The organism is Bacteroidota bacterium (genome assembly GCA_038746285.1).
In the GTDB taxonomy this organism is placed as follows: domain Bacteria; phylum Bacteroidota; class Rhodothermia; order Rhodothermales; family JANQRZ01; genus JANQRZ01.
Map to the genome: position 1 here is coordinate 1 of JBCDKT010000058.1, position 23,017 is coordinate 23,017.

Genomic DNA, 23,017 nt, shown 5'->3' on the forward strand with positions numbered 1-23,017 from the left:
CGTGGAGGGCGTGGAGGGCGTGGAGGGCGTGGAGGGCGTGGAGGGCGTGGAGGGCGTGGAGGGCGTGGAGGGCGTGGAGGGCGTGGAGGGCGTGGAGGGCGTGGAGGGCGTCTCAAGAAGAGCCTAGAAAGGTACCGAGGCCGTCGCACTTCGCGCCGGCGCTCTTCCCCCCACTCCTCCCTCGCCGTTCATAGCCGCGCCGCAGGCGCTCGCCCAGAGCAACTTCCGCCGGCCTCCCGTGTCTCCCTCCAAACCCTCCTGCTCATGGTGCCGGACGACCGCTCCCTCATCGAAGCGTTTCAGGCGGGCGACGAGTTCGCCTTCGTCACCCTCTACAACCGCTACAAGGCACCCGTCTACGCCTTCTGCGCCAAGATGCTGCTCGACCGGGCGGCGGCGGAGGACGTGCTCCAGGAGACCTTCGTCCGGGTCTACGAGAACCGCGAGCGCCTCGCCCGCCCCGGCTCGTTCAAGGCGTGGCTCTTCACAATTGCCCGCAACCAGTGCCTGAACCAGCTCCGGCGCAGCGGGCGGCAGGTCCCGCTCGGCGAGACCGAGCCGCAGGCGCGGGGCGAGACGCCGTTCTCCCAACTCATGAAGAGCGAGCAGGTCGCGCTCGTCAACGAGTACCTCGGCCACCTCAGCCCCGAGTACCGCGAGGTGATCGTGCTCCGGGAATACCAGAACCTGAGCTACGAGGAGATCGCGGCGGTGACGCGCAACACGGTCTCGTCGGTCAAGAGCCGCCTCTTCAAGGCTCGCCGCAAGCTCGGCACGTTCCTCCGCCCGATCCTCGACCCGGACCCGGCGGCCGTCCCCACCCCGGCTGCAACCCGCGACGTCTGATCTCGTCTCTACCTCCTGCTCTTCTGCATCCAGCGATGACGGAACACACCGAAGAACTCCTGAACCTCTACGTCGACGGCGAGCTTCCGCTCGACCGGCAGGGCGATCTCTTCGCCCGCCTCGCCGAGGACCGGGCGGCGCGCGTGCAGTTCAACGCGCTCATGGACGTCCGCCTCGCCATGCGCGTCGACGCCAACTCGGTCGCCCCCGCCGTGGACGAGGCGCTCTTCCAGCGGATCGACGACCTCCGCGCCGGGCCGGCGAGGGACCGGGTGGAGGACCGCCAGCCCTTTCGCGCCCTCCGCCGGCGGGTAACGGTCGGGACGGCACTCGCGCTCGTGGCGCTCGTAGCGCTCGTCGGGGCGCTCTTGCCGGGGCCCGAGCCGGTCGAGACCGTGCGCCTCGTGCCGGTCGAGTACGCCGAGCCGGTCTACGTCATGCTCCCCGGCGTGACCGTCGAGGACGACACGCTCGAAGAGCAGTAGGTAGGAGCCGAGAATGGAAAGAGGCCCCGCCAACGCGTCGGCGGGACCTCGCTGCTTCGCCGTGGTGGGGCTATGCGGCAGCTAGCGCGTGACCGTCACGCGCTCGGTCCGCACCGCTGATCCGGCTGCGAGCCGGACGACGTAGACCCCGCTCGGCAGTGCGCTCGCGTCGAAAGCTGCCATGTGCCACCCGGCCTCGGCGGGGCCGCTAACGAGGCGGGCGACCTCGCGCCCGAGCACGTCGTAGACGGCGAGCGCGACGTCCGCGCGCTCGGGCAGCCCGAAGCGCACCGAGGCCGCTGAGGCGAGCGGGTTCGGATACGCTGAGAGCCGCACCTCCGACGGCGGCACCGACGCGCGGCTCGCGGTTGAGAGATCGTCGCTCTCCGAGCCAGCCGGGCGCCCGCTCCCCACCGTCACCGTACGCTCAGAAAAGCGGATCGCATTGGTCGCGTCGGTGACTGTCACACGCACGAGGGCCTGGCCGGTCTCGCTGAAGGACCTCGTCATGCTCCGGCCGCTGCCTGCGTCCTCGTAGTCGCAGATGGGCGGCCCCATCAGACATACGCCGCTGCAGGGGGGTGGGTCGTAAGGGCAGGGCTCGCGTACGCGCCAGCGGTAGGTGTAGGGTGGGGTGCCGTGCATGGCCGTGGCGCGCCAGGTCCTCGCCTGGCGCGGGGGGACGGCGTAGGGCCCGGTCATCGAGACCCGGAATGACGGCGGCGGCACTACAAGTTGAGAAGCGGCCGCCGTGTAGGCTACCTCGAAGTCCTCAGGATCATCGGGGACGGCACCCTGTGCGAGTCGCTGAGACGCCGAGTTGTAAAAGCTAGCGTCCCAGTAGTATCCCTCGATGTCGAAGCCCTCCGCGTCCACCGAAGTAATGCTGAGGGACTTCACAAAGGGGTCATACCGCGTGTACCAGTTGTTGCTGTTGAACCACCAGGTGTTGTCTGTGCCATCGCTCTCCGCCCACCGAACGAAAACATCTGGCGCAGAAGAGGGCGAGATGGAGTTGGGAAAGTCAACGCGGGCCGTAAACCGGCGAAGTTTACCCGTAACCAAGGTGCAGTACCCTGACCCGCTGTAGTATCTACAGAACCCCTGCAACTCCACTAGGTCAGTAAAATGGATGTCGTCGGTGAGAACCTCGACCCCAGAAGCGGTCTCGCGTGCGAACTCGTTGTCCCGAACGTAGCGGAGCGCCTCGCCCGCGTCTACGGTCCCTGCCCCCGTCGCTTCGTCGAAGCCGGCTGTCCCGGCGTCTGTTGCTGTGAGGCGGAGAATGCCCTCGATCTCCTCACCGGTGAGGTCCGGCTTCTCCGCCTTCAGCAGCCCGGCCACGCCGCCGACGACGGCAGCGGCAGGAGCCGTTCCATCGAGTGTAGTATAGGCCCCATTGGCTTCGCCGCTCAGCCCGACGACGCCCTCAGCGTAGCCCGCCACGTCCACGAACGGGCTAGGCAACGTTCCGCTCCACGGGACCAATCACTGAGGATTGCTGGAAGTGGGGTCATCTACAACTCCACCGACGCCGACACTGTACTTTCCGACCCGGCTGGGAGCGTAGCCTTCGAGCGGGACCTGCCCATCTACGGCGTCGCCGGCAGGAGCCACGATGACGGCATCGTCCTCAATGACGGCGTTGATGACGGCGTCGCGAAGGAGGCTCAGCGGGTTCGGTGGACTGGAACACCCGCTGCCCCAGCAAAACGCAGAGAGAATGGTGTTGCCGGTTGACCGCAGCTCTCCAGCGAAAACTGCCTGCTGCCCCGGCGGCAGTGAAGGAAAGTTCGGGTAGGCGAAAGCGAGGGATTGGGGATTGATCTGAGTGAAGGGTGCCCCGTTTGCAGCGCCGGTTGGGAGGCCGTACTCGAACAGGTGGACATCGGCCCCATCAGAACGGGCTTCGTTTACTCGCTGGCTGAACGTGTCGAGGTCGAGGTAGAACCGTTCGGTGCCTCCACTGTCGTTTGTGAACTCGACGATGTTGTTGGGGTCGTCGCCGGTCTGCGTGTTGCGCAGCACGCTGTAGGAGCGAAGCTTTGCCTGCCGGTCGATCCCCACGATCCCGATCCCATTGTTGGTGTTGGCGGCGGCTACCCCGGCCATTGCGGTGGCGAACCCGAACTCCGGGCGGATGGCCGCCCCGCGCGGCGAGAGCGTACGTCCGCTAAGGTCCTCGTGGGTCCGCCGGAACCCCAGAACAGAGTGGAGAGCGACAAGGGTGTTCGAGGAGCCCTTCGTCACGCTCCACGCTTCGTCCACCTTGTGTACGTCGAAGAGGTACTGCTGCTGCCCGACGAGCGGGTCGTTGGTCTGCTGGGCGTGCGCCGGGATTGCGAAGGCGAGGACCAGCCCCGCGAGAAGGTAAGGGGTGATTCGGGCAGGGGTGCGGAGCGTCATGGGGCCGGTGTTCGTGTGGTGGTAGATGGCTCGAGCGGATGCGAGGAAAGGGAGCGTGTTCAGCGGAGCGTGGGCGGGGTGCCGGGGGGCGGCAGCGGCGGAAAGGTCGTAACCGAGTCCGGCAGCGCCGACCACAGCACGCGCTCCTGGCCTGTGGCGAGGTCGTAGGCGAAGGGCACCCAGTGTGCTCCCTCGCCCCGGTGCACGTCGCGGATGAAAAGAAATCCAGAGCCGTCGGCGAACCACTGAGGCCCGTTCCCTCCTAGTTGTGTGATTCGCTGCACATCGGAGCCGTCACTCTGCATGAGGTAGAGTTGATCCGCGTTCTGGACTTCACGCTGTAATACGACGATGTTGCTCACAGGGCTTGGCACCACGCCCTGACTGTAAACTGAGTCCTTCGGCAACTCAGTGATGTAGTTCCATACACCTGTGGAGAAGTCGTAGCGCGCCCAGTTCCCGTCGAGGTCAAAGGCTGGGTCGTCCGAGTACACGTACTTAGCCCCAGTAGCATAGGAATCGTTGCCACCGAGGTAAGCTGCTTCCATTAAATCGACGAGCGGCCCCTCCACCGCGCCGGTCTCGGTGTCGAGGACGTAAAGTCCGCGCGCGTAGGGCTGCCGGTACGCCTGCCCCCACACCGAGACCAGCAGACGCCGGCCGTCGGCGAACCAACTCCCCGCGCTTGTGGTGTGCCTCGTGAAGAAGTTGTCGTCTGTCCCCGACCACCGCACGGCCTCCAGCGTCGCCAGATCCAGCGTGTAGACGTAGGAGCTCGTCCCGACCCAGATCGTCAGCGCGAGCCGCTCCCCGTCCGGGGACCAGTCGATCCCACCGACGTTGACGCCGATGAACCGGGGGTCACTCCCGTCGGCGTTCACGATCCAGAGTTGGTCGCGCGGGCTGAACTCCTCGCCCGGCGTCTGCCGCCGGACGAGGGCGATCCGGGTGCCGTCGGGGCTGGGCGTGAGCTGGTAGAGGTGCTCCGTCCCCGGCAGTGCCGTGCCGCCGTACTCACCGGGTTGGAACAGCGGTTCTTCCGGGACGACATCGGCCACGGAGCACCCGGCGAGGATGACGAGGATACACCCCGTCAGCAAGGAGACGGAGGAAGGAGGGCGACGCAAAGACACGTTGCAGTTTTAGAACAAAGAATGTTGGATAAGTATAGGACTGTGTGTGAGCAATGTCAAGCGCCCGTAGCACGAGGCTATCTCTTCTGTATTTCTTCCTGAAGAGCCGGTGGAGACGGTGCGCCTCGTGCCGGTGGAGTACGCCGAGCCGGTCTACGTCATGCTCCCCGGCGTGACGGTCGAGGACGACACGCTCGAAGAGCGATAGCCCTTCGCAGTCCGCGACGCCTGGCAGCCGCCCGCGGAGGAACCAGTTCAGCGGACGACGGTCGCTCGCACGGCTGCGGCCACGCCAGGGCCGGTCGCACGGACGAGGTACGTTCCTGCTGGCAGCGCGGCGGTCCTGAGCCGAAGAGTGGCCGGTGCCGGCCCATCATGGAGAACGGCGACCTGGCGGCCTAACACGTCGTAGACGGCCGCCCGAACGGACTGCGGACGTTCCAGGGTCAAGACGACGGCGACCTCGCCCGCGGCCGGGTTGGGATAGGCCGCGAGGGCAGCCGCGGAGCGCACCCCCTCGGACTCGGTGGACGTGGCGAAGAGGTCACCGACCACGAGGGCCTCGTCGGCACCGCCGAAGCGGTCGGTGTTGAGCAGGAAGAGGCGCTCGTCGGTAGGGTCGAAGCGGAGGGCGCTCGTCGGGGCGGGCACGGCGTAGTCGCCTGAAGCCACGTCCGGGTCGCCCAAGATGTCGGTTTCCGAGGCGAAGAGGACGCCCGCGCCGCCGAGCGCGAAGCGCGCGATTTCCTCACCGTCCTCGAACGAGTTGTTGAGCACGAAGACCGCGCGCTCTGCCCCTGCGCGGACGACCTCGAGGTCGGTGAGCCGCCGGTTGCTGCTGGTGAAGAAGGTGAACGGGTCGGCGAAGACGCGGAGCGTCGCCGCGCCACCGGGGTCGGCAATCTCTACGACCTTATTCTCGAAGTCGCCCGCGCCGAACCCGTCAGAGAGCGCGTACAGCGTGCCGGTAACGGGGTCCACGTCGAGGTCAGCGAGGCTAAGGTCAGGGCTAGTTAGTACAGGTTCGAGTGCGCCGGACTGGGCATCGAGGACGTAGACCCCGTCCTCGGGCGCGCCGAAGAACTGCTTGCGCCCGACGTAGATCTGCTCGTCGGCTGCCGAGACCGCGAGGCCGGTGATGCCGTCGCCGTCGCCCTCGGTGGGACTCGTCAGGAGCTGGGGTTCGTCTTCGCCGAGGAGGTAGAGGAAGTCCACGTTCGTGTCGGCGTTGGCGAGGGCGAAGACGGCGAAGTCGCCGCCCGCGGGGTCAAGCGCGGCGGCGCGGCAGCGGTTGACGTCGACGCCGGCGTCCGCGTCGAGGTCGGCGGCGGAGCGGACGACGAACGTGCGCGCGCCGGGCGGCTCCTCGGTGTTGTAGGCCAAGAGCTCCTCCGTCGGGAAGTTGTACCACACAAGCGCGCCGTCGTCGACGGCAGCGCATCCGAAGTCGACTTCGATCTCGCCCCCGTTCGTGAGGTCGGCGGACGAGGCAAACGTGGCAAAGTCTTGAGCCGTCGCTGGCGAAATGGCTAGGGCGAGACCGAAGAGGAGCAGGCGCATGGCGCTAGAGGTTTAGCGAGGGGAGCGGCGTATAACGCTCGGAACAGCCGGACCGAATGAGGTCAAGGTAACGCTGCAAAAACGCGCGCTGCCTTTCACCCGGATTTGCACAACCGGTTGGCAGGTCGGCGGCTATAATGGGGTGTGTCTACCTCTCGTCCCGCCGCGCCTCGCATGCCCGACTCCGTCCGCGTCCGCTTCGCCCCCAGCCCGACCGGGCTGCTCCACATCGGCGGCCTCCGCACCGCGCTCTACAACTACCTCTTCGCCCGCCAGCACGAGGGCACCTTCGTCCTCCGCATCGAGGACACGGACCGCTCGCGCTACGTCCCCGAGGCCGAGGAGGACATCGTCGAGTCGATGCGCTGGGTGGGGCTGGACGTTGACGAAGGGCCTGGTAAAGACGGCGACTTTGGACCGTACCACCAGAGCCAGCGGACGGACCGCTACCGCGAGCATGTAGACCAGCTCCTCGCGAGCGGGCACGCCTACGTCGCCTTCGACACCGCCGAGGAGATCGACGCGATGCGCGAGCGGCTCAAAACGCCCGAGAGCCCGTCGCCCAAGTACGGCCTCGCGACGCGGATGCAGATGACGAACGCGCTCACGCTCTCCGAGGACGAGGTCGGGCGGCGGCTCGACGCGGGCGACGAGCATGTCGTCCGGCTGAAGGTGGAGCCCGGCCAGACGGTTCGGTTCGACGACCTCATCCGGGGCCCGGTGGCGTTCGAGACCGACGCCGTGGACGACCAGGTGCTCCTCAAGAGCGACGGCTTCCCGACCTACCACCTCGCGAATGTCGTCGACGACCACGCGATGGCGATCACGCACGTCATCCGGGGCGAGGAGTGGCTGCCGTCGACGCCGAAGCACGTCCTGCTCTACCAAGCCTTCGGGTGGACGCCGCCCGCGTTCGCGCACCTCCCGCTCATCCTCAGCCCGACCGGCGGCAAGCTCTCGAAGCGCAACGCGGACAAAATAGGCATCCCCGTCTCGGTGAAGGACTACCAGGCACAGGGCTACGAGCCGGAGGCGCTCGTCAACTTCCTCGCCCTCCTCGGCTGGCACCCCGGCGACGAGCGCGAGCGCTTCTCGCTCGGCGACCTCGTCGAGGCCTACTCCATCGAGCGGACGGCCCACAGCGGCGCGCAGTTCGACCTCGACAAGCTCCAGTGGTTCAACGGCCAGGTCGTCCGCGACCTCGCCCCCGCCGAGATCGCCGAGCGCGTCCGGCCGGCGGTGGAGGAGCGCGTCGGACCGGTCGAGACCGCACACCTCGAAGCGGTCGCGGCGCTGATGCGCGAGCGGCTGACGTTCGCGCGCGACCTCGCGGGTGCGGCCTACTTCTTCGAGGACCCGGCGACCTACGACGAGAAGGGCGTTAAGAAGCGCTGGAAGGACGACAGCGCCGGCCTGATGCGTGCCTACGCCGACCGCCTGGAAGCCGACGACGCGTTCACCGAGGTGAGCACCGAGGCCGTGATGCGGCAGCTCGCCGAGGACGAGGGCGTCGGGTTCGGCCGCATCATCCACCCGGTCCGCCTCGCCACGACCGGCACGACGGCCGGCGCGGGCATGTTCGAGACGCTCGTGCTCATCGGGCGCGAAGCCACGGTCCGCCGCCTCCGCCGCGCCGCGGGCGAACTGGGCTGAGCGATGTCTGAGTACAAGGTAGACGCGCTGTACGTCTCGCCCTCGACCATCGCCTCGGTCGAGGGGTCAGGTAACGCTGCCCTCGTCGAGACCCTTCGGGGCTGCGCTGACGGGCTTCCCGAACCGCTTGAGGGCGCGGTTCAGCGGAGCGTCGGGCGCCGAGCTATCGCCGAGGCGGCCGTCCGCATCGTGCAGGGCGAGGCTCCGCTCGACGCCAGCGCGCCGGCGTTTTCGTTTGCCCGGTGGCTGGTCGCCCACGCGGTCAGCGCCGGGACGCCGGACCCGCCGTGGATCGGGTATCCGTTCGTGGACCTCTACGCGGTGAACGAGGTATTCCGGCAGCGACCGTACTCGCGTCTCACGCAGTTCCTCGAAGAGCTTGGCGGCGAGCAGGCGGACCGGCTGCCGCTCGGCGAGGGCACGTCGTTCCCCCTGCCCGGCGTGGGCTACGCCGACCCCGAGCGGCTTGCGGCGATGGCCGGCGAGGCCCGGGCTGCCCGCCGCGCGCTCGAAGCCGAGGAAGACTGGACGTTCGACCTCGACGACGACCCGGAGGACCTCGTGCAGGTGTTCCAGTGGATTGAAGACGCAGCCGGCGGGGAGGTCGCGCTGGCTCTTTTTCTCACCGGCGATCTCTAGCACGATGAGCGACGACCGGCCCCAGGCCCCGTTCCAGATCACGCCCCAGAGTGCCCCGTTCGCTCTCCTGCCGGGCTTCGTGCTGATGTTCACGCTGGCTCCGGCGGCGGCCCCGGCCGTCCCGCTCGCCTTCAGCGGGCTGTTCTGCGGCCTCATCGGAGCCATGCTCGGCCTCGTGGTCTACCGGCAGGTGCAAGGCTACGGGCCCTTCGCCCGGATCGGTGCCCTCACCGTGCTGGTCGGCCTGCTCTACGCGGCGAGCGTGGCGTTCGTCGGCACGCCTGCTGCCCCCTGACGCTGGTCAGGGTGCCAGCCGCTCCTGGAGGAGCGACCGCACCGCGCCGGCGTCCGCGCCCTTGCCGGCGCGCCGCATCGCCTGGCCCATGAAGAAGCCGAGCAGGCGCTGCTCGCCCGCCCGGTAGCGCGCGGCCTCGTCCGGGTGCTCGACGATCACAGCGTCGATGGCGGGGGCAAGGGCGTCCGCGTCCCGCACCGCGGCCAGTCCGCGTGCCTGGACGACGGCCTCGGCCGTGCCGCCTTCGCTCACGAGTGCTTCGATGACCTCGCCCGCCGCTGTCCGGGTGAGGGTCTGCTGCCCGATCAGGCGTAGCACGTCGGCGAGCGCGTCCGGCGTCGCGGCAGACTCAGCGAGGGTGCGGTCGCCGAGGGCGGGGCGGAGGTCGTGGACGAGGAGCACCGCGGCCTCGCGCGCCGAGGCCCCGACGCCGACCGTCGCCTCGAACAGCGCCCGGAGGTCGGCGTCGGCGGCGAGGACGGCGGCTTCCTCTTCGCCCGTGCCGCGCCCGACGAGCAATTCGTACTCACTGCGCTCGGCGTCCGACAGCCCCGCCGCCGGATCGCGCGGCGCAGCCGGCACTAGCACGGTCCTCCGCCCACCATCCTCCGTCTTCTGTCCTCTGTCTTCCGTCTTCCGGCCCCAGTTGTCTTTCAGCGCGACGATCCGGTTGAAGACCAACCCGTCCGGCGCACTGTCCTCCGGGTCCTGCCAGAAAAAGCCAAGCCGCTCGAACTGGTACCGCGTGTCCGCCGCGTCGTCCGCCACGCTCGTCTCGACCCAGCCCTCGGTCTCGACGAGCGAGTCGGGGTTGAGGACGTCGAGGAGGTCGTCCTGCGCGGCCGGGTCCGGCACGGTGAAGAGCCGGTCGTAGAGCCGGAAGCGGGCGGGGACGGCGTGCTCGGCCTCGACCCAGTGGACCACGCCGCGCGGCTTCTCGTCATCTGATGCAAGCCGAGCACGCACCGCCGTGATCTCGCCCGCATCGCTCTTCTCGAACCCGGTGCAGGTGACGACCGGCCCGTGTCGAAGCCGGACGGCCCGGCCGGGCGAGAGCCGCTTCCACTTCTTCGGGGGGACCGGGGCGAAATCGTCGCGCTCGATCCATACCTCGGGCCCGAACGGGACCGGGCGCGAAGTCGGAGTGTCGGCAGGCGGGTCGATGTCGTGCGGCCAGTAGGGCGCGTCGAGGGTCTCGGCCTCGGCTCCGTCGATCACGAGCCGGAGCGGGTCGGTGACCGCGAGGACGCGGGGAGCGACGGCGTTGAGGTCGCTCCGGATCGCGTACTGGTAGCGCGCGAGGTCGACGCTGCCGTTGACTTTGGTGACGCCGATCTCGTGGTAGAACGTCCGCAGCGCCTCCGGCCGGACGCCGCGCCGGCGCTGCGCCGCGAGCGTCGGCATCCGGGGGTCGTCCCAGCCCGCGACGTGGCCCTCCTCGACGAGCCGGCGGAGCGTGCGCTTGCTCATCACCGTGTAGTCGAGGTTGAAGCGGGCGAACTCATACTGGTGCGGCCTCGACTTGGCCGCGTGCGCGGCCGGAAGCGGCTCGGCGATCCCGAGGGCGTCGAGGTACCAGTCGTAGAGCGGGCGGTTGACGTCGAACTCGAGCGTGCAGATCGAGTGGCTGATGCCCTCGACGGCGTCGCCCTGGCCGTGCGCCCAGTCGTAGAGCGGGTAGATGGCCCAGTCTTGCCCGGTGCGGTAGTGGTGCGCGTCGCGGCGGATGCGGTACATGAGCGGGTCGCGCAGCTTCATGTTGGCGCTCGCCATGGACCCGTTCGGGCCATCGATCTTCGCCCGGAGAACGTGTGAGCCGTCGGGGTGCTCGCCGCGCCGCATCTCGCCGAGCAGGCGGAGATTTTCTTCCACCGACCGGTCGCGGTAGGGCGAGGGCGTCCCCGGCTCGGTGACCGTGCCCCGGCCCTGGCGGATCTCGTCCTCGCTCTGGCTGTCGACGTAGGCCAGGCCCTTCTCGACGAGGTCGACGGCCCAGGCGTAGAACTGCTCGAAGTAGTCCGATGCGTAGCGGACCTCGACCGGCTCGAAGCCGAGCCAGCCGACGGCCTCTTCGAGCGCGCGGGCGTACTCCTCGCTCTCGGTCTCCGGGTTGGTGTCGTCAAAGCGGAGGTAGGTCTGGCCGCCGAACTCCTTCGCCAGCCCAAAGTTGAGGCAGATCGACTGCGCGTGCCCGAGGTGCGGGTAGCCGTTCGGCTCGGGCGGGAAGCGCGTCACGACGCGGTCGTAGCGCCCGGCCTCGACGTCGGCGGCGATGATCTCGCGGAGGAAGTTGGACGGGCGGCTGTCAGTGGAGTCCACGGAGCGGTGGGTTGACGAGCGGACGAGCAGAAGCAGGGACGAGCGGAAGATAGGCTCGGCGGTGAACCCTGAAATCTTCCGTTCCTCCTTTCCTCCGCTCTTTCGTTCTTACCCCCACAGGCCGAGCGCCCGCCGCACGAGGATGATCTGCCCGAGGTGGTGCGCGTTGTGGTCGGCCGCGAGGAGGAGTTCGCGCAGGAGGGTGTAGCCTGGCGCGTGCCCGAACTCGGCAAGCAGGTCGCCCTCTTCGGCGAGCGCGATGAGCGCGCCGAGATCGTCGAAGAACGCGCGCTGCGTGTCGGTCCACGTCTCGCGCGTCGCCTCGGCATCCGGCCAGTAGGCGTCGGGCCAGGCGCGGTGCGCGTAGTCCAGGTTCCGGCAGAAGTCGAGGATGTCGTGCTGCGTGAACCAGAGGTGGTAGACGAGGTCCCACAGTGAGTGCGGGTGGCCGTCCGGCCGCTCGTTCGCCCGGCCGAAGGGGAGGCCGCCGAGCGTCGTGGCGGCGTCGACGTGGGCGTTGCTGCCGCGCAGGAGGGCGACGAGTTCAGCGCGGAGCCGGTCGTCGGAGGCAAGGCCGGGGTCGGGCTTGGGCATGGGTCGGCGATGGGTCGGTGAGGAAGACGCAAGATAGAGGGCACCGGGGCCCGGCGGACCGAGCGTAGTTTGCCCGCCCTCTCGCCAGCCAGCTAGCCCGTGAACACCGCCGACCTGAACCTCACCGACGACGACCGCGCCGCCGCCGTGCCCGACCTGTGGGCCGACTTCGTCGCCGTTGTCCGCCGCCTCCGCCGCGACTGCCCCTGGGACCGCGAGCAGACCCACGACTCGGTCAAGCACCTCCTGATCGAAGAAGCCTACGAGGCCCTCGACGCCATCGATCAGGCGGACTGGCCCGACCTCGGGGCCGAGCTCGGGGACGTGCTGCTCCACGTCGTCTTCCACAGCGAGATCGCCGAGACCACGACGGGCGCGTTCACGCTCGAAGACGTGATCCGGCAGGAGCTAGAGAAGCTCGTCCGGCGGCACCCGCACGTCTTCGGGGATACGGCGGTGAGCGGGACGGGCGAGGTGCTCCGCAACTGGGAGCAGATCAAGCAGCAGGAGCGCGCCGGCCGCGACGAGGCGCGGCGCTCAGTGCTGGACGGCGTGCCGCGCCAGCTTCCGGCGCTCCTCCGGGCGCAGCGCGTGCAGGAGAAAGCCGCCGGGGTCGGGTTCGACTTTCCCGAGGCCGCCGGGGCGTGGGCGAAGGTAGAGGAGGAGGTCGGCGAGCTGCGCGACCTCGTCGAGCAGGCCGCGACGGCAGACGAGCGCGAGGCCGAGTTCGGCGACGTGCTCTTCGCGCTCGTCAACTACGCCCGCTTCACCGGTATCACCCCGGAGAACGCGCTTCGCCGCACGCTCGACACCTTCCAGCGCCGCTTCCGCCACGTCGAGGCCCGCCTCGCCGACGCCGGCCGCTCGTTCGACGCCGCGGACCTCGCCGAGATGGACGCCTACTGGGACGAAGCGAAAAGGCTGGAGGATAGATGATTGAGAATTGAGGATGGAAGGCTGCGGAACGAACGCGTCGCGGCAGCCTGACCCGCTATCTTCCATCCTCCATCTTCCATCCTCCAGCCCCATGCTGTTCCGCCAACTCTACGACCCGTCCCTCGCGCAGTACGCCTATCTCGTCGGCTGCCAGAAGACGAAGGAGGCGCTCGTCATCGACCCCGAGCGCGACATCGACCGCTACGTCGAGGCCGCCCGGCGCGAAGGGCTGCGGGTCGTCGCTGTCGCCGAGACCCACATCCACGCCGACTTCCTCTCCGGGGCGAAGGAGTTCGCCGAGCAGCACGGCGTCCGGGTCTACCTCTCCGGCGAGGGCGGCCCCGACTGGAGCTACGCCTGGGGCGAGGGCTACGACGTGCAGCTCCTCCGCCACCGCGACGCGTTCCACATCGGCCGCATCAAGATCGAGGCGCTCCACACGCCCGGCCACACGCCGGAGCACCTGAGCTATCTCATCACCGACGAGGGTAGCGGCGCGTCCGAGCCGCTCGGCCTCGCCTCGGGCGACTTCGTCTTCGTCGGCGACCTCGGCCGGCCCGACCTGCTGGAGACGGCGGCGGGTGAGGCCGGGGCGCGCGAACCGGCGGCGCGGGCGCTCTACGCGTCGGTCCAGCGGCTGGCCGGGCTGCCGGACTACCTCCAGGTCTGGCCGGGGCATGGGGCGGGGAGCGCGTGCGGCAAAGCGCTCGGCGCGGTCCCGCAGTCGACGCTCGGCTACGAGAGGCGGCAGAACCGCCCGGTCCTGGCAGCGGAGCAGGGCGAAGGGGCCTTTCTCGAAGAAATCCTCAGCGGCCAGCCGGAACCGCCGCTCTACTTCGCCCGGATGAAACGCGACAACAAACACGGCCCGGCGCTCCTCGGCGCGTTGCCCGATCCCGATAGGCTGCATCACACCGAGATAGACGCACTGGACGATGACATATTGGTGATCGACACGCGCCCTCGCCACACATTCATCCGCGGCTACCTCGACGGCTCGGTCCTCGCGCCGCTCGGAGCCGGCTTCGCAACGGTCGCCGGGTCGTACGTAATGCCAGACAAGCCCATCGTGCTCGTCGTCGAGGAAGACCAGGCCGCAGACGCCGTCCGGGCCCTCGTCCGTATTGGTCTGGACGACGTGCGCGGCGTCATCACCCCGGACACGCTGAAGGCCTACGGCCAGGGCAATGACCGGCTGCGAATGCTCAAAGCCATCGACTTCGACGAGGTCGACGGCCGCCGCCACTACACGAACACGGTCGTGCTCGACGTGCGGCGACAGGACGAGTGGGACGCCGGTCATATTCCTGACGCCATCCACGTCCCCCACGTCCGCCTGCCCGACCGTCTCGGCGAGCTACCCCGCGACCAGACGCTCCTCGTCCACTGCCAGAGCGGCGTCCGCGGTGCCGTCGCCAGCGCGCTCCTCGCCGCGCACGGGTTCTACGTGATCCACGTCGACGACCACTTCTCGAACTGGAAGGAGCGCGAGAAGGAGGAAGGGGCCGTCGCAGGCGAGCACTGAGCGCGGCTGTCGGCTGTCGGCTGTTGGCTGTTGGCTGTTGGCTGTTGGCTGTTGGCTGTTGGCTGTTGGCTGTTGGCTGTTGGCTGTTGCAAGCAAAACCCACAAAGTTAGCGAGGCCGCCGCGCAACGCGCCAACCGTCCTCTGTCCACCGTCCTCTGTCCTCTGTCCTCCGTCCTCCGTCCCACCGTCCTCCGTTCTTGCGTTCTTCCCGTCCGGCGGTTGATGCCGCGGCGCGGTTGGGCCTACCTTCCGGCGATCCGAACCGCCGGCTCTATCCCACCTGCCCCGCTCGGCTCTTCCCTCTCCATGCTCGGACCCGTCCTGTTCTTCGTGTTTGCCGTGCTTGCGCTCGTCGGCGCGCTCGGCATGCTGATCGCGCGTAACCCGGTTGTCAGCGCGCTGTGGATGGTGATGAACCTGTTCTCGATCGCGTGCCTCTACCTCACGCTGAACGCGCAGTTCATCGCCCTCATCCAGATCCTGGTCTACGCCGGGGCGATCATGGTGCTGTTCCTGTTCGTCATCATGCTGCTGAACCTGGGCGAGGTGCCCCGCATCCCGGCCTTCGACTGGCGCAAGGGGGTCACCTTCCTGCTCGGCGTGGCGGTCCTGGCGCAGATCCTGTACGTCGTGGCGCTGGGCCTCGACGTGGCCCCGGCAGTGGCGGTGACCGAAGCCGAAGAGGCGGCCAACGGGACGGCGGCGGCAGTCGGGGTGGTGCTCTTCACGCGGTACGCCTTCGCGCTCCAGATCATCGGCGTGCTGCTGCTGGCCGCCACGATCGGCGCGGTGCTGCTGGCCAAGAAACGATTCGTGTGAAGGCCGGCGCTGCCTCGTGCGGGCGCAGCAGGCCGCGCCCCGACCTCAACTCTCCGCATGGAAATCACGCTCAACTGGTACCTCTCGCTCTCGGCCGTGCTCTTCGTGATCGGCGTGCTCGGGGTGCTGCTGCGGCGCAACGCGATCATCATCTTCCTCTCGGTTGAACTCATGCTGAATGCGGTCAACCTCACACTGGTCGCCTTCAGTCAGGCGTTTGCCGACGTAGACGGCCTCGTCCTCGTGTTCTTCGTGATGAGCGTCGCGGCGGCCGAAGCGGCCGTCGGGCTCGCGATCGTGATCGCGCTCTTCCGCAACAAGACGACCGTCGACGTCAACGAGATGAGCCTGTTCAGGGGCTGACTCGGTTTTAGATTTTGGATCGGTGATTTGGGATTCGTCTCAGCTCCTCCAAAATCCGGAATCCGAAATCTAAAATGGAAGAAACCTTCGTCCGCCTCATCCTCCTGCTGCCGCTCTTCGGCGCGGCCGTCAACGGCATGATGGGGCTCTTCGCGCCGGCCTACCGGAAGCAGGAGGCCGTCATCGGCGTGCTCGGGACGCTGGCCGTGGCGGTGCCGTTCGGGCTCGCGGTCGTGCTCTTCCTCGGCCACCACCACGACCCGGTCATCGTCGAGACCTACACCTGGATGGCGGCGGGCGACCTCGTGATCTCGTTCGACTACCGGATCGACGCGCTCTCGCTCCTGATGACGCTCATCGTGACGGGGATCGGCTCGCTGATCCACCTCTACTCGGCGGGGTACATGCACGACGACCCGGGGTACTGGCGCTTCTTCGCCTACCTCAACCTCTTCATCTTCGCGATGCTCAACCTCGTGCTCGCGGAGAACCTGCTCGTGCTCTTCCTCGGGTGGGAGGGGGTCGGGCTGTGCTCCTACCTCCTGATCGGGTTCTGGTACACCGACCTCAAGAACTCGGCGGCGGCCAACAAGGCCTTCATCGTCAACCGCGTGGGGGACTTCACCTTCCTCCTGGCGATGTTCCTGCTCTTCCGCGCGATGACAACGGCGGGCGTCGCGCCGTTCGGGCTGGACTTCACGACGATCTTCGAGAACGCCGAGGTGCTCACGAGCGGGACCGTCTCGGTCATCGTCCTCCTCCTCTTCCTCGGGGCGACGGGCAAGAGCGCGCAGATCCCCCTCTTCGTCTGGCTCCCCGACGCCATGGCCGGGCCGACGCCGGTCTCGGCGCTGATCCACGCCGCGACGATGGTGACCTCGGGGCTCTACCTCCTGGCCCGGCTCAGCCCGGTCGTCCTCGAAGCGCCCGGCGTGATGATCGTGATCGCGTTTGTCGGGGCGGCGACGGCGATCATGGCGGCGACGGTCGCGATCACGCAGAACGACATCAAGAAGGTGCTCGCCTACTCGACCGTCTCGCAGCTCGGGTACATGTTCGTCGCGGCGGGCGTCGGCGCGTTCTTTGTCGCCATCTTCCACGTCATGACGCACGCCTTCTTCAAGGCCTGCCTCTTCCTCGGCTCGGGGAGCGTGATCCACTCGATGCACCACGTTGAGCACGAGCTGGAGCACAAGGGCGTGATCCCGGGCCACCACGGCGGGCACGGCGGCGACGCATCGCACGGGCACGGCGCCCACGGGGCGCACGGCGGTGCGCACGGGGCGAAGCCCTACGCGGCGCTGCCCTACGACGGGCCCTTCGACGCCCAGGACATGCGGACGATGGGCGGGCTCAGGAAGTATATGCCGTTCACCGCCATCACCTTCCTCATCTCGACGCTCGCCATTGCCGGCATCCCGCCGCTCGCGGGGTTCTTCTCCAAAGACGAGATCCTCTTCAAGGCCTTCGAGCTCGGCTACGACGGGCACGTCTGGGCCTACGCCGTCTGGGGCATCGGGATCATCACGGCGGTCCTGACGGCGGTCTACATGACGCGGTGCTACGTCCTCACCTTCGAGGGCCGCGAGCGCTGGCCGGACGCGATGGACACCAAGCCCCACGAGAGTCCGTGGACGATGACGACCCCGCTCGTCATCCTCGCCTTCTTCGCGATGGTCGCCGGGTTCTTCGGTCTGCCGCCGGTGCTCGGCGAGAGCTGGATCCACCACTGGCTCGGGGCCGACTACGGCGGGCCGGTGGCCGAGTACCACGCTGAACTCCACGTCAGCCACGCCGTCGAGTGGGGGCTGCTCGGGCTGGGCACGCTGATCGCGGCCGGCGGGGTCAGCTTCGCGTGGCTCAACTACCGCAAGAGCGGGCTCGAGACCGACCGGACCGTCCGCCGCCGCCTCGGCGCGGTCTACACGCTGCTCTCGAACAAGTACTTCGTCGACGAGGCCTACGATGCGACGATCGTCTCGCCAATCACCGAGGCCTCGCGCAAGGGCCTCGCGCCGTTCGACCAGAACGTGGTCGACGGCACGGTCAACGGCGCGGCGAAGGCGATCCGCAACCTGAGCGGGTGGTGGCGCGGGATGCAGACGGGCATTGTGCAGAACTACGCGCTCGCGCTCGTGCTCGGGGTGGTCGTCGTCGTGGCGCTCATGATTTTTGTCTGATGGGACTGCCTGATTCCGTACGGGCGGGTTTCAAACCCGCCCCTACCTACCCCTCAACATGGACCTTCTAGCCAGCCTCCCCGTACGGGCGACCGGCCGGTCGCCCCTACCCATCCCTCGGCATGGATTTTCTCGCTAGCGTCCCGCACCTCGTCTCGGTCGTGATCTTCCTGCCGGCGCTGGGGGCGCTCGCGGTGCTCTTCGTGCCGGGCGACAGCGCGGTGCGCTGGACCTCGCTCGCGGTCACCGCGCTCACGTTCGTCATCTCGCTCGGGCTGTGGGCCGGGTTCGACGCCGCCGTGCCGACCGACGCCGCGCCGCAGCTCGCCGAGCAGGTGCCGTGGTTCCCCGGCGTGGACATCACCTACTTCGTCGGCGTGGACGGGCTGAACCTGCTCCTGCTGCTCCTGACCACGCTGCTCGGGCCGATCATCGTGCTCTCGTCGTGGACCTACATCGGCAAGCAGATCCGGGGGTACTACGCCCTCATGCTGATTCTCGAGACCGGCGTACTCGGCGTCTTCGCCTCGTTCGACCTCTTCCTGTTCTACATCTTCTTCGAGCTCACGCTGATCCCGATGTACTTCATCATCGGCATCTGGGGCGGTGAGAACCGGATCTACGCCGCGGTGAAGTTCGTGATCTACACCCTCTTCGGCTCGCTCCTGATGCTGGTCGGGCTGCTGTGGGTCGGGTTCGCGGCGGGCGACGCCGTCAACGGCGGGGTGTTCACGACGAACTGGTACACCCTCGTCGCCTACGGCATCCCGCTCGGGCCGCAGACGTGGCTGTTCCTGCTCTTCGCGCTTGCCTTCTGCATCAAGGTCCCGCTGTTCCCGTTCCACACCTGGCTCCCCGACGCCCACGTCCAGGCCCCGACGGGCGGGTCGGTGGTGCTGGCGGGCGTGCTCCTGAAGATGGGGACCTACGGGCTCGTCCGCTTCTGCCTTCCGTTCTTCCCGAACGCCGCGCAGACCTTCGCTCTCCCGATAGCGATCCTGGCCCTCATCGGGATCGTCTACGGGGCGCTGATCGCCTACGCGCAGGAGGACGCCAAGAAGCTCGTCGCCTACTCGTCGGTGGCCCACCTCGGGTTCGTCGTCCTCGGCGTCTTCGCCTTCACGACCGAGGCGCTCCAGGGCGCGATGATCCAGATGGTCAACCACGGGATCTCGACCGGCGCGCTCTTCCTCATCATCGGGATGCTCTACGAGCGGCGGCACACGCGGATGATGGCCGACTACGGCGGGATCGCCAAGTCCGTCCCGGTGCTGACCTTCTTCATGATCTTCAGCGTCTTCGCGTCCGTCGGGCTGCCGGGCCTGAACGGGTTCGTGGGCGAGTTCCTGATCCTGATCGGGACGTTCAAGAGCGAGGTCATCGGCGGCTGGGCGATCACGGCGATTGCGACGACCGGCGTCATCTTCGCGGCGGTCTACCTCCTCACGATGCTCTACAAGACGTTCTACGGCCCGCTCGACAAGGAAGAGAACCGCGCGATGCCGGACCTCAACGCGCGCGAGCTGGGCCTGCTCATTCCCCTCGCGGTGCTTATGTTCTGGCTCGGCTTCGGCCCGGCTCCGTTTCTGGCCAAGAGCGAGGGGGCCGTGCGCAGCCTGCTCGAGACGATTGAGACCAAGCGCATCGCCGCGCTCGAGGCCGAGCGCGAGACGGTCGCCCGGCTGCCGCTCGATCCCGAATCACTCCCGTAGGGGCGACCGGTCGGTCGCCCCTACACCGTTCACCTCACCCCGACTCACCCGCTATGCCTTCCTCCCTGTGCCTGCTCCGCGTCCTGCTGATTGTGCTGCTGCTCGGCGTGGGCGTCCAACCGGTGACGGCGCAGACGGCGCAAGAAGACACCGCCGAGATGCTCCAGGACGAGCCCGTGGCCGACCCCGAGACCGAACTCGGCCTCGACCCGCCGGACGCCGGCGAGGTGGAGGCGCTTCAGGAAGAGGCCGCCGAGGGCGGCGAGGATGACCACGGGCACGGGGCCGACCCGCCGGTCTGGCTCGTGATCCCGTTCGCCGCCTTGCTCCTGATGATCGCCACGGGGCCGCTGTTCTACCTCCACCACTGGCACCACCACTACCCGAAGTACGCCGTCGCGCTCGGGGCGATTGTGGCAGGGTATTACCTCTTCGTGCTCCACTCGCCGATCCCGATGGTGCACGCGCTGGAAGAGTACATCGCGTTCATAGCGCTCGTCGGGTCGCTCTTCATCGCCTCGTCGGGCATCTTCATCAACGTCAACGCGAAGGGGACGCCCCTGGCGAACGTGGCGCTGCTCCTGATCGGCTCGGTCGTCGCCAACTTCATCGCCACGACGGGAGCGGCGATCCTCTTCATCCGGCCGTTCCTCCGGCTCAACCAGGGCCGGCTACGGCCCTACCACATCGTCTTCTTCATCTTCCTCGTCGCCAACGTCGGCGGGGGGCTGACGCCGATTGGGGACCCGCCGCTGTTCCTCGGCTTCCTGCGCGGGGTGCCGTTCTTCTGGACGCTCTTCAACGTCCTCCACATCTGGATACCGACCGTCATCATCCTGCTCGGCATCTTCTACGTGATCGACACCCGCAACAGGGCCGTCAGCACCGCGCCGGTCGTGCCCGGGGCCGAGACCTTCTCGATCGTCGGGAAGAAGAACTTCATCTTCGTCGCCGTCATCATCGCGAGCGTCTTCATCGACCCCAGCGTGCTGTCGTTCGTGCCGGAGCTGCACGTCGGCGACCTCCACATGCCGTTCGGCATCCGCGAGGTCATCATGCTCTCGGTGATGTTCGTTGCCTACAAACTCGGCAACAAGGAGGCGCTCCAGAAGAACGAGTTCACGTTCGAGCCGATCCGCGAGGTGGGGTGGCTCTTCCTCGGCATCTTCGCGACGATGCAGCCCGCGCTCAGCCTGATCTCGTCCTACGCCCGCGCAAACGCGGACGCCCTCAGCCAGAACGCGTTCTACTGGGGCACCGGGATCCTCTCCGGCGTGCTCGACAACGCGCCGACCTACCTCAACTTTCTCGCCGCCTCGATGGGCAAGTTCGGCCTCGACGTGAACGACCCTGCCGCCGTGCAGCAGTTCGCCGACGGGGTCTCGCCGGCCGGGCCGGAGACGATGATCTACCTCGGGGCGATCTCGGTGGCGGCGGTCTTCTTCGGTGCCCTCACCTACATCGGCAACGCGCCGAACTTCATGGTCAAGGCCATCTGCGAGGCCAACGGGGCCGACACCCCGACCTTCGGCGGCTACGTCGCCAAGTACTCCGTCCCCATCCTGATCCCGGTCTACGCCGTCGTCTGGCTCGTCTTCTTCAGCGGCTACATGTTCTGAGTGCCGAACGACGGGTGACGAACGACAACCACAGCACGAGCGGACCGATGACTCCACTCTCTAACGATGCCGTCCGCGACGCCCTCGCCGGTTTGCCGGGGTGGGCCCACGAGGACGATACGCTTGCAAAGACCTTCACCTTCGACGACTTCCGGGCGGCGCTCGCGTTCATCGTCCGGCTCGGGTTCGAGGCCGAGGAGCGCGACCACCACCCGAACCTCTCGAACGTCTACAACCGCGTCGAGATCGCGTTGACCACGCACGACGCGGGCAACAGGGTCACCCAGCGGGACGTAGACCTAGCGCAGGCGATAGAACGGATCTGTTCCTAGTTTTCGGTTTCTCATTTCTGGTTCGCCGCGCCCGACCGTCTAAAAAACTAGAAACGAGAAACTGTAAACCAGAGACTGCTACATGTACGATCCTCTTCTTCCCGGCCTCGCCGCTGCTGCTCCTACTGCGCTCGTCGCGCTGCTGGGCGTCGTGATCGTGTTCTACGACTCGTTCCGCAACGACGCGCCCGAGATCCCCTGGATCACGGGCGGCGGCATCGCTCTCGCCCTCGCTCTCGAACTCCTGAAGCTCGGCGATCCCGGGGGGGCGGTGCTCTGGGACCAGCTCTACGCGGGCGGGTTCGCGTCCTACGTCAACAGCGTCATCCTCCTCGGGGCGCTCGCGAGCGTCGTCCTCTCGGTACCGTACCTCCAGCGGATCGGGCGCAACTACGGCGAGGTCCACGCCCTCCTCCTCTTCGCCACCTCCGGCATGATGGTGCTCGCCTCGTCGGCGAGCCTCGTGAGCGTCTTCGTCGGGCTCGAGACGATGTCGATCTGCCTCTACGTCCTTACCGGGCTGGTCCGCGAGGAGCCGACGGCGAACGAGAGCGCCCTCAAGTACTTCCTCCTCGGCGCGTTCTCGACCGGGTTCTTCCTCTACGGGATCGCGCTGATCTACGGCGCGACGGGGACGATGGTGCTGGCCGAGATGCCGGCGGCGCTCGCCGAGACCGGGCGCACCGGGTTCATGTACGCCGGCCTGGCACTCCTCCTGATCGGCTTCTTCTTCAAGGTCTCGGCCGTGCCCTTCCACATGTGGACACCCGACGTCTACCAGGGGGCCCCGACGACGATCACGGGGTTCATGTCGACCACCTCGAAGGCGGCGGCGTTCGCGGCGCTCATCCTCGTGCTCTCCGAGGCCATGCAGGACGCCGCCCTCGCCGCGCGCTGGTCCCTCGTGGTCGCGGCCGTGGCGGCGGTGACGATGGTCCTCGGCAACGTGCTCGCGCTCAGCCAGACCAACGTCAAGCGGATGCTGGCCTACTCGTCGGTGGCGCACGCGGGCTACGTCCTCACCGGCCTCGCCGCGGGCACGCCCGAAGGCTACAGCGGTGCGCTCTACTACCTCCTGGCCTACACGCTGATGAACCTCGGGGCCTTTGGCGTGATGGCCGCCCTCGAGTGGGACGACGAGCAGGGGGCCGAGCAGACACTCGACTCGCTCGCGGGCGTCGGCTACCGCAAGCCGATCCTCGGGGTCACGATGGGCGTGTTCATGTTCGCGCTTACCGGCTTCCCGCCGCTGGCGGGGTTCATCGGCAAGTACATGGTCTTCTCGGCGGTCGTGGGCTCGGGAATGACGTGGCTGGCCTTCGTCGGGGTGACGGCGAGCATCGTCTCGGCGTTCTACTACCTCCGCGTGCTCGTTGCCTTCTGGATGCGCTCGGAGGAGGAGAGCACCGAGCGCGTGCGGCAGACGGCCTTCCCGGTCTCGTCGCCGACGGCGATTGTGCTCGTCGGGTGCGCGCTGGCGCTGATGTTCTTCGGCGTGCTCCCCGGCGGCGTGCTGGAGACGACGAAGGCGTTTTTCGCCGAGGCAGCAGTGGCGTTTGGTGGGTGAGTGGGAGGAGTGGGAGGAGTGGGAGGAGTGGGA

At 67.9% G+C, this 23,017-nt stretch carries 20 protein-coding genes; 14 read left to right on the forward strand and 6 right to left on the reverse strand.

What is annotated here, in order from left to right; genetic code table 11:
* Positions 1-264: 264 nt before the first annotated feature.
* Together AAGI91_14975 and AAGI91_14980 are read left to right on the forward strand one after the other, a co-directional pair.
* On the forward strand, positions 265-846 hold the full coding sequence (locus AAGI91_14975) for an RNA polymerase sigma factor (protein ID MEM1043916.1): 582 nt from the start codon (positions 265-267) through the stop codon (positions 844-846).
* A 35-nt stretch (positions 847-881) separates the two neighbouring features.
* Positions 882-1,331, forward strand: coding sequence for a hypothetical protein (locus AAGI91_14980; protein ID MEM1043917.1), 450 nt, complete (start codon positions 882-884; stop codon positions 1,329-1,331).
* A gap of 81 nt (positions 1,332-1,412) precedes the next feature.
* On the opposite strand, the gene AAGI91_14985 is transcribed toward AAGI91_14980, so the two are convergent.
* The 4 genes from AAGI91_14985 to AAGI91_15000 all read right to left on the reverse strand — a co-directional run bounded on the left by AAGI91_14985 (position 1,413) and on the right by AAGI91_15000 (position 6,430).
* Positions 1,413-2,798, reverse strand: coding sequence for a T9SS type A sorting domain-containing protein (locus tag AAGI91_14985; protein ID MEM1043918.1), 1,386 nt, complete (start codon positions 2,796-2,798; stop codon positions 1,413-1,415).
* A gap of 21 nt (positions 2,799-2,819) precedes the next feature.
* Positions 2,820-3,737 (reverse strand): hypothetical protein, encoded by a 918-nt coding sequence (locus AAGI91_14990; GenBank protein ID MEM1043919.1) that lies wholly within the window; start codon positions 3,735-3,737, stop codon positions 2,820-2,822.
* A gap of 59 nt (positions 3,738-3,796) precedes the next feature.
* The gene (locus AAGI91_14995) at positions 3,797-4,837 is read right to left on the reverse strand and encodes a hypothetical protein (GenBank protein ID MEM1043920.1); all 1,041 of its coding nucleotides are present in this window, start codon (positions 4,835-4,837) and stop codon (positions 3,797-3,799) included.
* 288 nt (positions 4,838-5,125) lie between these two features.
* Positions 5,126-6,430 carry a T9SS type A sorting domain-containing protein gene (locus AAGI91_15000; protein MEM1043921.1) on the reverse strand — a complete coding sequence of 435 codons (1,305 nt, stop codon included), beginning with the start codon at positions 6,428-6,430 and terminating at the stop codon, positions 5,126-5,128.
* A gap of 174 nt (positions 6,431-6,604) precedes the next feature.
* On the opposite strand from AAGI91_15000, the gene gltX reads away from it, so the two are divergent.
* The 3 genes from gltX to AAGI91_15015 are packed head-to-tail and all read left to right on the forward strand — an operon-like array spanning position 6,605 to position 9,017.
* The gene (gene gltX, locus AAGI91_15005; protein ID MEM1043922.1) at positions 6,605-8,083 is read left to right on the forward strand and encodes a glutamate--tRNA ligase; all 1,479 of its coding nucleotides are present in this window, start codon (positions 6,605-6,607) and stop codon (positions 8,081-8,083) included.
* 3 nt (positions 8,084-8,086) lie between these two features.
* Positions 8,087-8,722: a hypothetical protein gene (locus AAGI91_15010; GenBank protein ID MEM1043923.1), complete on the forward strand. Its 636-nt coding sequence runs from the start codon at positions 8,087-8,089 to the stop codon at positions 8,720-8,722.
* A gap of 4 nt (positions 8,723-8,726) precedes the next feature.
* On the forward strand, positions 8,727-9,017 hold the full coding sequence (locus tag AAGI91_15015; protein MEM1043924.1) for a hypothetical protein: 291 nt from the start codon (positions 8,727-8,729) through the stop codon (positions 9,015-9,017).
* 6 nt (positions 9,018-9,023) lie between these two features.
* Here the strand turns inward: AAGI91_15015 and AAGI91_15020 are convergent, their stop codons facing one another.
* Positions 9,024-11,336 carry a glutamine--tRNA ligase/YqeY domain fusion protein gene (locus AAGI91_15020; GenBank protein MEM1043925.1) on the reverse strand — a complete coding sequence of 771 codons (2,313 nt, stop codon included), beginning with the start codon at positions 11,334-11,336 and terminating at the stop codon, positions 9,024-9,026.
* A 108-nt stretch (positions 11,337-11,444) separates the two neighbouring features.
* Positions 11,445-11,930: a DinB family protein gene (locus AAGI91_15025; protein ID MEM1043926.1), complete on the reverse strand. Its 486-nt coding sequence runs from the start codon at positions 11,928-11,930 to the stop codon at positions 11,445-11,447.
* Between the two features lie 99 nt (positions 11,931-12,029).
* On the opposite strand from AAGI91_15025, the gene mazG reads away from it, so the two are divergent.
* The 9 genes from mazG to AAGI91_15070 all read left to right on the forward strand — a co-directional run bounded on the left by mazG (position 12,030) and on the right by AAGI91_15070 (position 22,984).
* On the forward strand, positions 12,030-12,866 hold the full coding sequence (gene mazG, locus AAGI91_15030) for a nucleoside triphosphate pyrophosphohydrolase (protein ID MEM1043927.1): 837 nt from the start codon (positions 12,030-12,032) through the stop codon (positions 12,864-12,866).
* Positions 12,867-12,957: 91 nt separating this feature from the next.
* A complete protein-coding gene (locus tag AAGI91_15035) occupies positions 12,958-14,391 on the forward strand; it encodes an MBL fold metallo-hydrolase (GenBank protein MEM1043928.1) in 1,434 nt (477 codons plus the stop codon).
* 307 nt (positions 14,392-14,698) lie between these two features.
* Entirely contained in the window at positions 14,699-15,211 is a 513-nt protein-coding gene (locus tag AAGI91_15040) for an NADH-quinone oxidoreductase subunit J (GenBank protein ID MEM1043929.1), read from the forward strand.
* Between the two features lie 57 nt (positions 15,212-15,268).
* Entirely contained in the window at positions 15,269-15,574 is a 306-nt protein-coding gene (nuoK, locus tag AAGI91_15045; protein ID MEM1043930.1) for an NADH-quinone oxidoreductase subunit NuoK, read from the forward strand.
* Positions 15,575-15,648: 74 nt separating this feature from the next.
* Positions 15,649-17,754, forward strand: coding sequence for an NADH-quinone oxidoreductase subunit L (locus tag AAGI91_15050; GenBank protein ID MEM1043931.1), 2,106 nt, complete (start codon positions 15,649-15,651; stop codon positions 17,752-17,754).
* Positions 17,755-17,876: 122 nt separating this feature from the next.
* On the forward strand, positions 17,877-19,466 hold the full coding sequence (locus AAGI91_15055; protein ID MEM1043932.1) for an NADH-quinone oxidoreductase subunit M: 1,590 nt from the start codon (positions 17,877-17,879) through the stop codon (positions 19,464-19,466).
* Positions 19,467-19,519: 53 nt separating this feature from the next.
* A complete protein-coding gene (locus tag AAGI91_15060; protein ID MEM1043933.1) occupies positions 19,520-21,085 on the forward strand; it encodes a sodium:proton antiporter in 1,566 nt (521 codons plus the stop codon).
* Between the two features lie 47 nt (positions 21,086-21,132).
* Positions 21,133-21,417 carry a 4a-hydroxytetrahydrobiopterin dehydratase gene (locus tag AAGI91_15065; protein ID MEM1043934.1) on the forward strand — a complete coding sequence of 95 codons (285 nt, stop codon included), beginning with the start codon at positions 21,133-21,135 and terminating at the stop codon, positions 21,415-21,417.
* An 82-nt stretch (positions 21,418-21,499) separates the two neighbouring features.
* Complete coding sequence (locus tag AAGI91_15070) at positions 21,500-22,984, forward strand: NADH-quinone oxidoreductase subunit N (GenBank protein ID MEM1043935.1); 1,485 nt, start codon at positions 21,500-21,502, stop codon at positions 22,982-22,984.
* Positions 22,985-23,017 lie beyond the last annotated feature (33 nt).

What these genes read in the sequence shown, in the direction of transcription:
- AAGI91_14980 (MEM1043917.1), top strand. Translation starts at nt 882, where the DNA reads ATGACGGAACACACCGAAGAACTCCTGAACCTCTACGTCGACGGCGAG.
- AAGI91_15025 (MEM1043926.1), bottom strand. Translation starts at nt 11,930, where the DNA reads ATGCCCAAGCCCGACCCCGGCCTTGCCTCCGACGACCGGCTCCGCGCT.
- nuoK (MEM1043930.1), top strand. Translation starts at nt 15,269, where the DNA reads ATGGAAATCACGCTCAACTGGTACCTCTCGCTCTCGGCCGTGCTCTTC.
- gltX (MEM1043922.1), top strand. Translation starts at nt 6,605, where the DNA reads ATGCCCGACTCCGTCCGCGTCCGCTTCGCCCCCAGCCCGACCGGGCTG.
- AAGI91_15015 (MEM1043924.1), top strand. Translation starts at nt 8,727, where the DNA reads ATGAGCGACGACCGGCCCCAGGCCCCGTTCCAGATCACGCCCCAGAGT.
- AAGI91_14975 (MEM1043916.1), top strand. Translation starts at nt 265, where the DNA reads ATGGTGCCGGACGACCGCTCCCTCATCGAAGCGTTTCAGGCGGGCGAC.
- AAGI91_15070 (MEM1043935.1), top strand. Translation starts at nt 21,500, where the DNA reads ATGTACGATCCTCTTCTTCCCGGCCTCGCCGCTGCTGCTCCTACTGCG.
- AAGI91_15055 (MEM1043932.1), top strand. Translation starts at nt 17,877, where the DNA reads ATGGATTTTCTCGCTAGCGTCCCGCACCTCGTCTCGGTCGTGATCTTC.
- AAGI91_15035 (MEM1043928.1), top strand. Translation starts at nt 12,958, where the DNA reads ATGCTGTTCCGCCAACTCTACGACCCGTCCCTCGCGCAGTACGCCTAT.
- AAGI91_14990 (MEM1043919.1), bottom strand. Translation starts at nt 3,737, where the DNA reads ATGACGCTCCGCACCCCTGCCCGAATCACCCCTTACCTTCTCGCGGGG.
- AAGI91_15040 (MEM1043929.1), top strand. Translation starts at nt 14,699, where the DNA reads ATGCTCGGACCCGTCCTGTTCTTCGTGTTTGCCGTGCTTGCGCTCGTC.
- AAGI91_15060 (MEM1043933.1), top strand. Translation starts at nt 19,520, where the DNA reads ATGCCTTCCTCCCTGTGCCTGCTCCGCGTCCTGCTGATTGTGCTGCTG.
- AAGI91_15065 (MEM1043934.1), top strand. Translation starts at nt 21,133, where the DNA reads ATGACTCCACTCTCTAACGATGCCGTCCGCGACGCCCTCGCCGGTTTG.
- AAGI91_15000 (MEM1043921.1), bottom strand. Translation starts at nt 6,430, where the DNA reads ATGCGCCTGCTCCTCTTCGGTCTCGCCCTAGCCATTTCGCCAGCGACG.
- AAGI91_15010 (MEM1043923.1), top strand. Translation starts at nt 8,087, where the DNA reads ATGTCTGAGTACAAGGTAGACGCGCTGTACGTCTCGCCCTCGACCATC.
- AAGI91_15050 (MEM1043931.1), top strand. Translation starts at nt 15,649, where the DNA reads ATGGAAGAAACCTTCGTCCGCCTCATCCTCCTGCTGCCGCTCTTCGGC.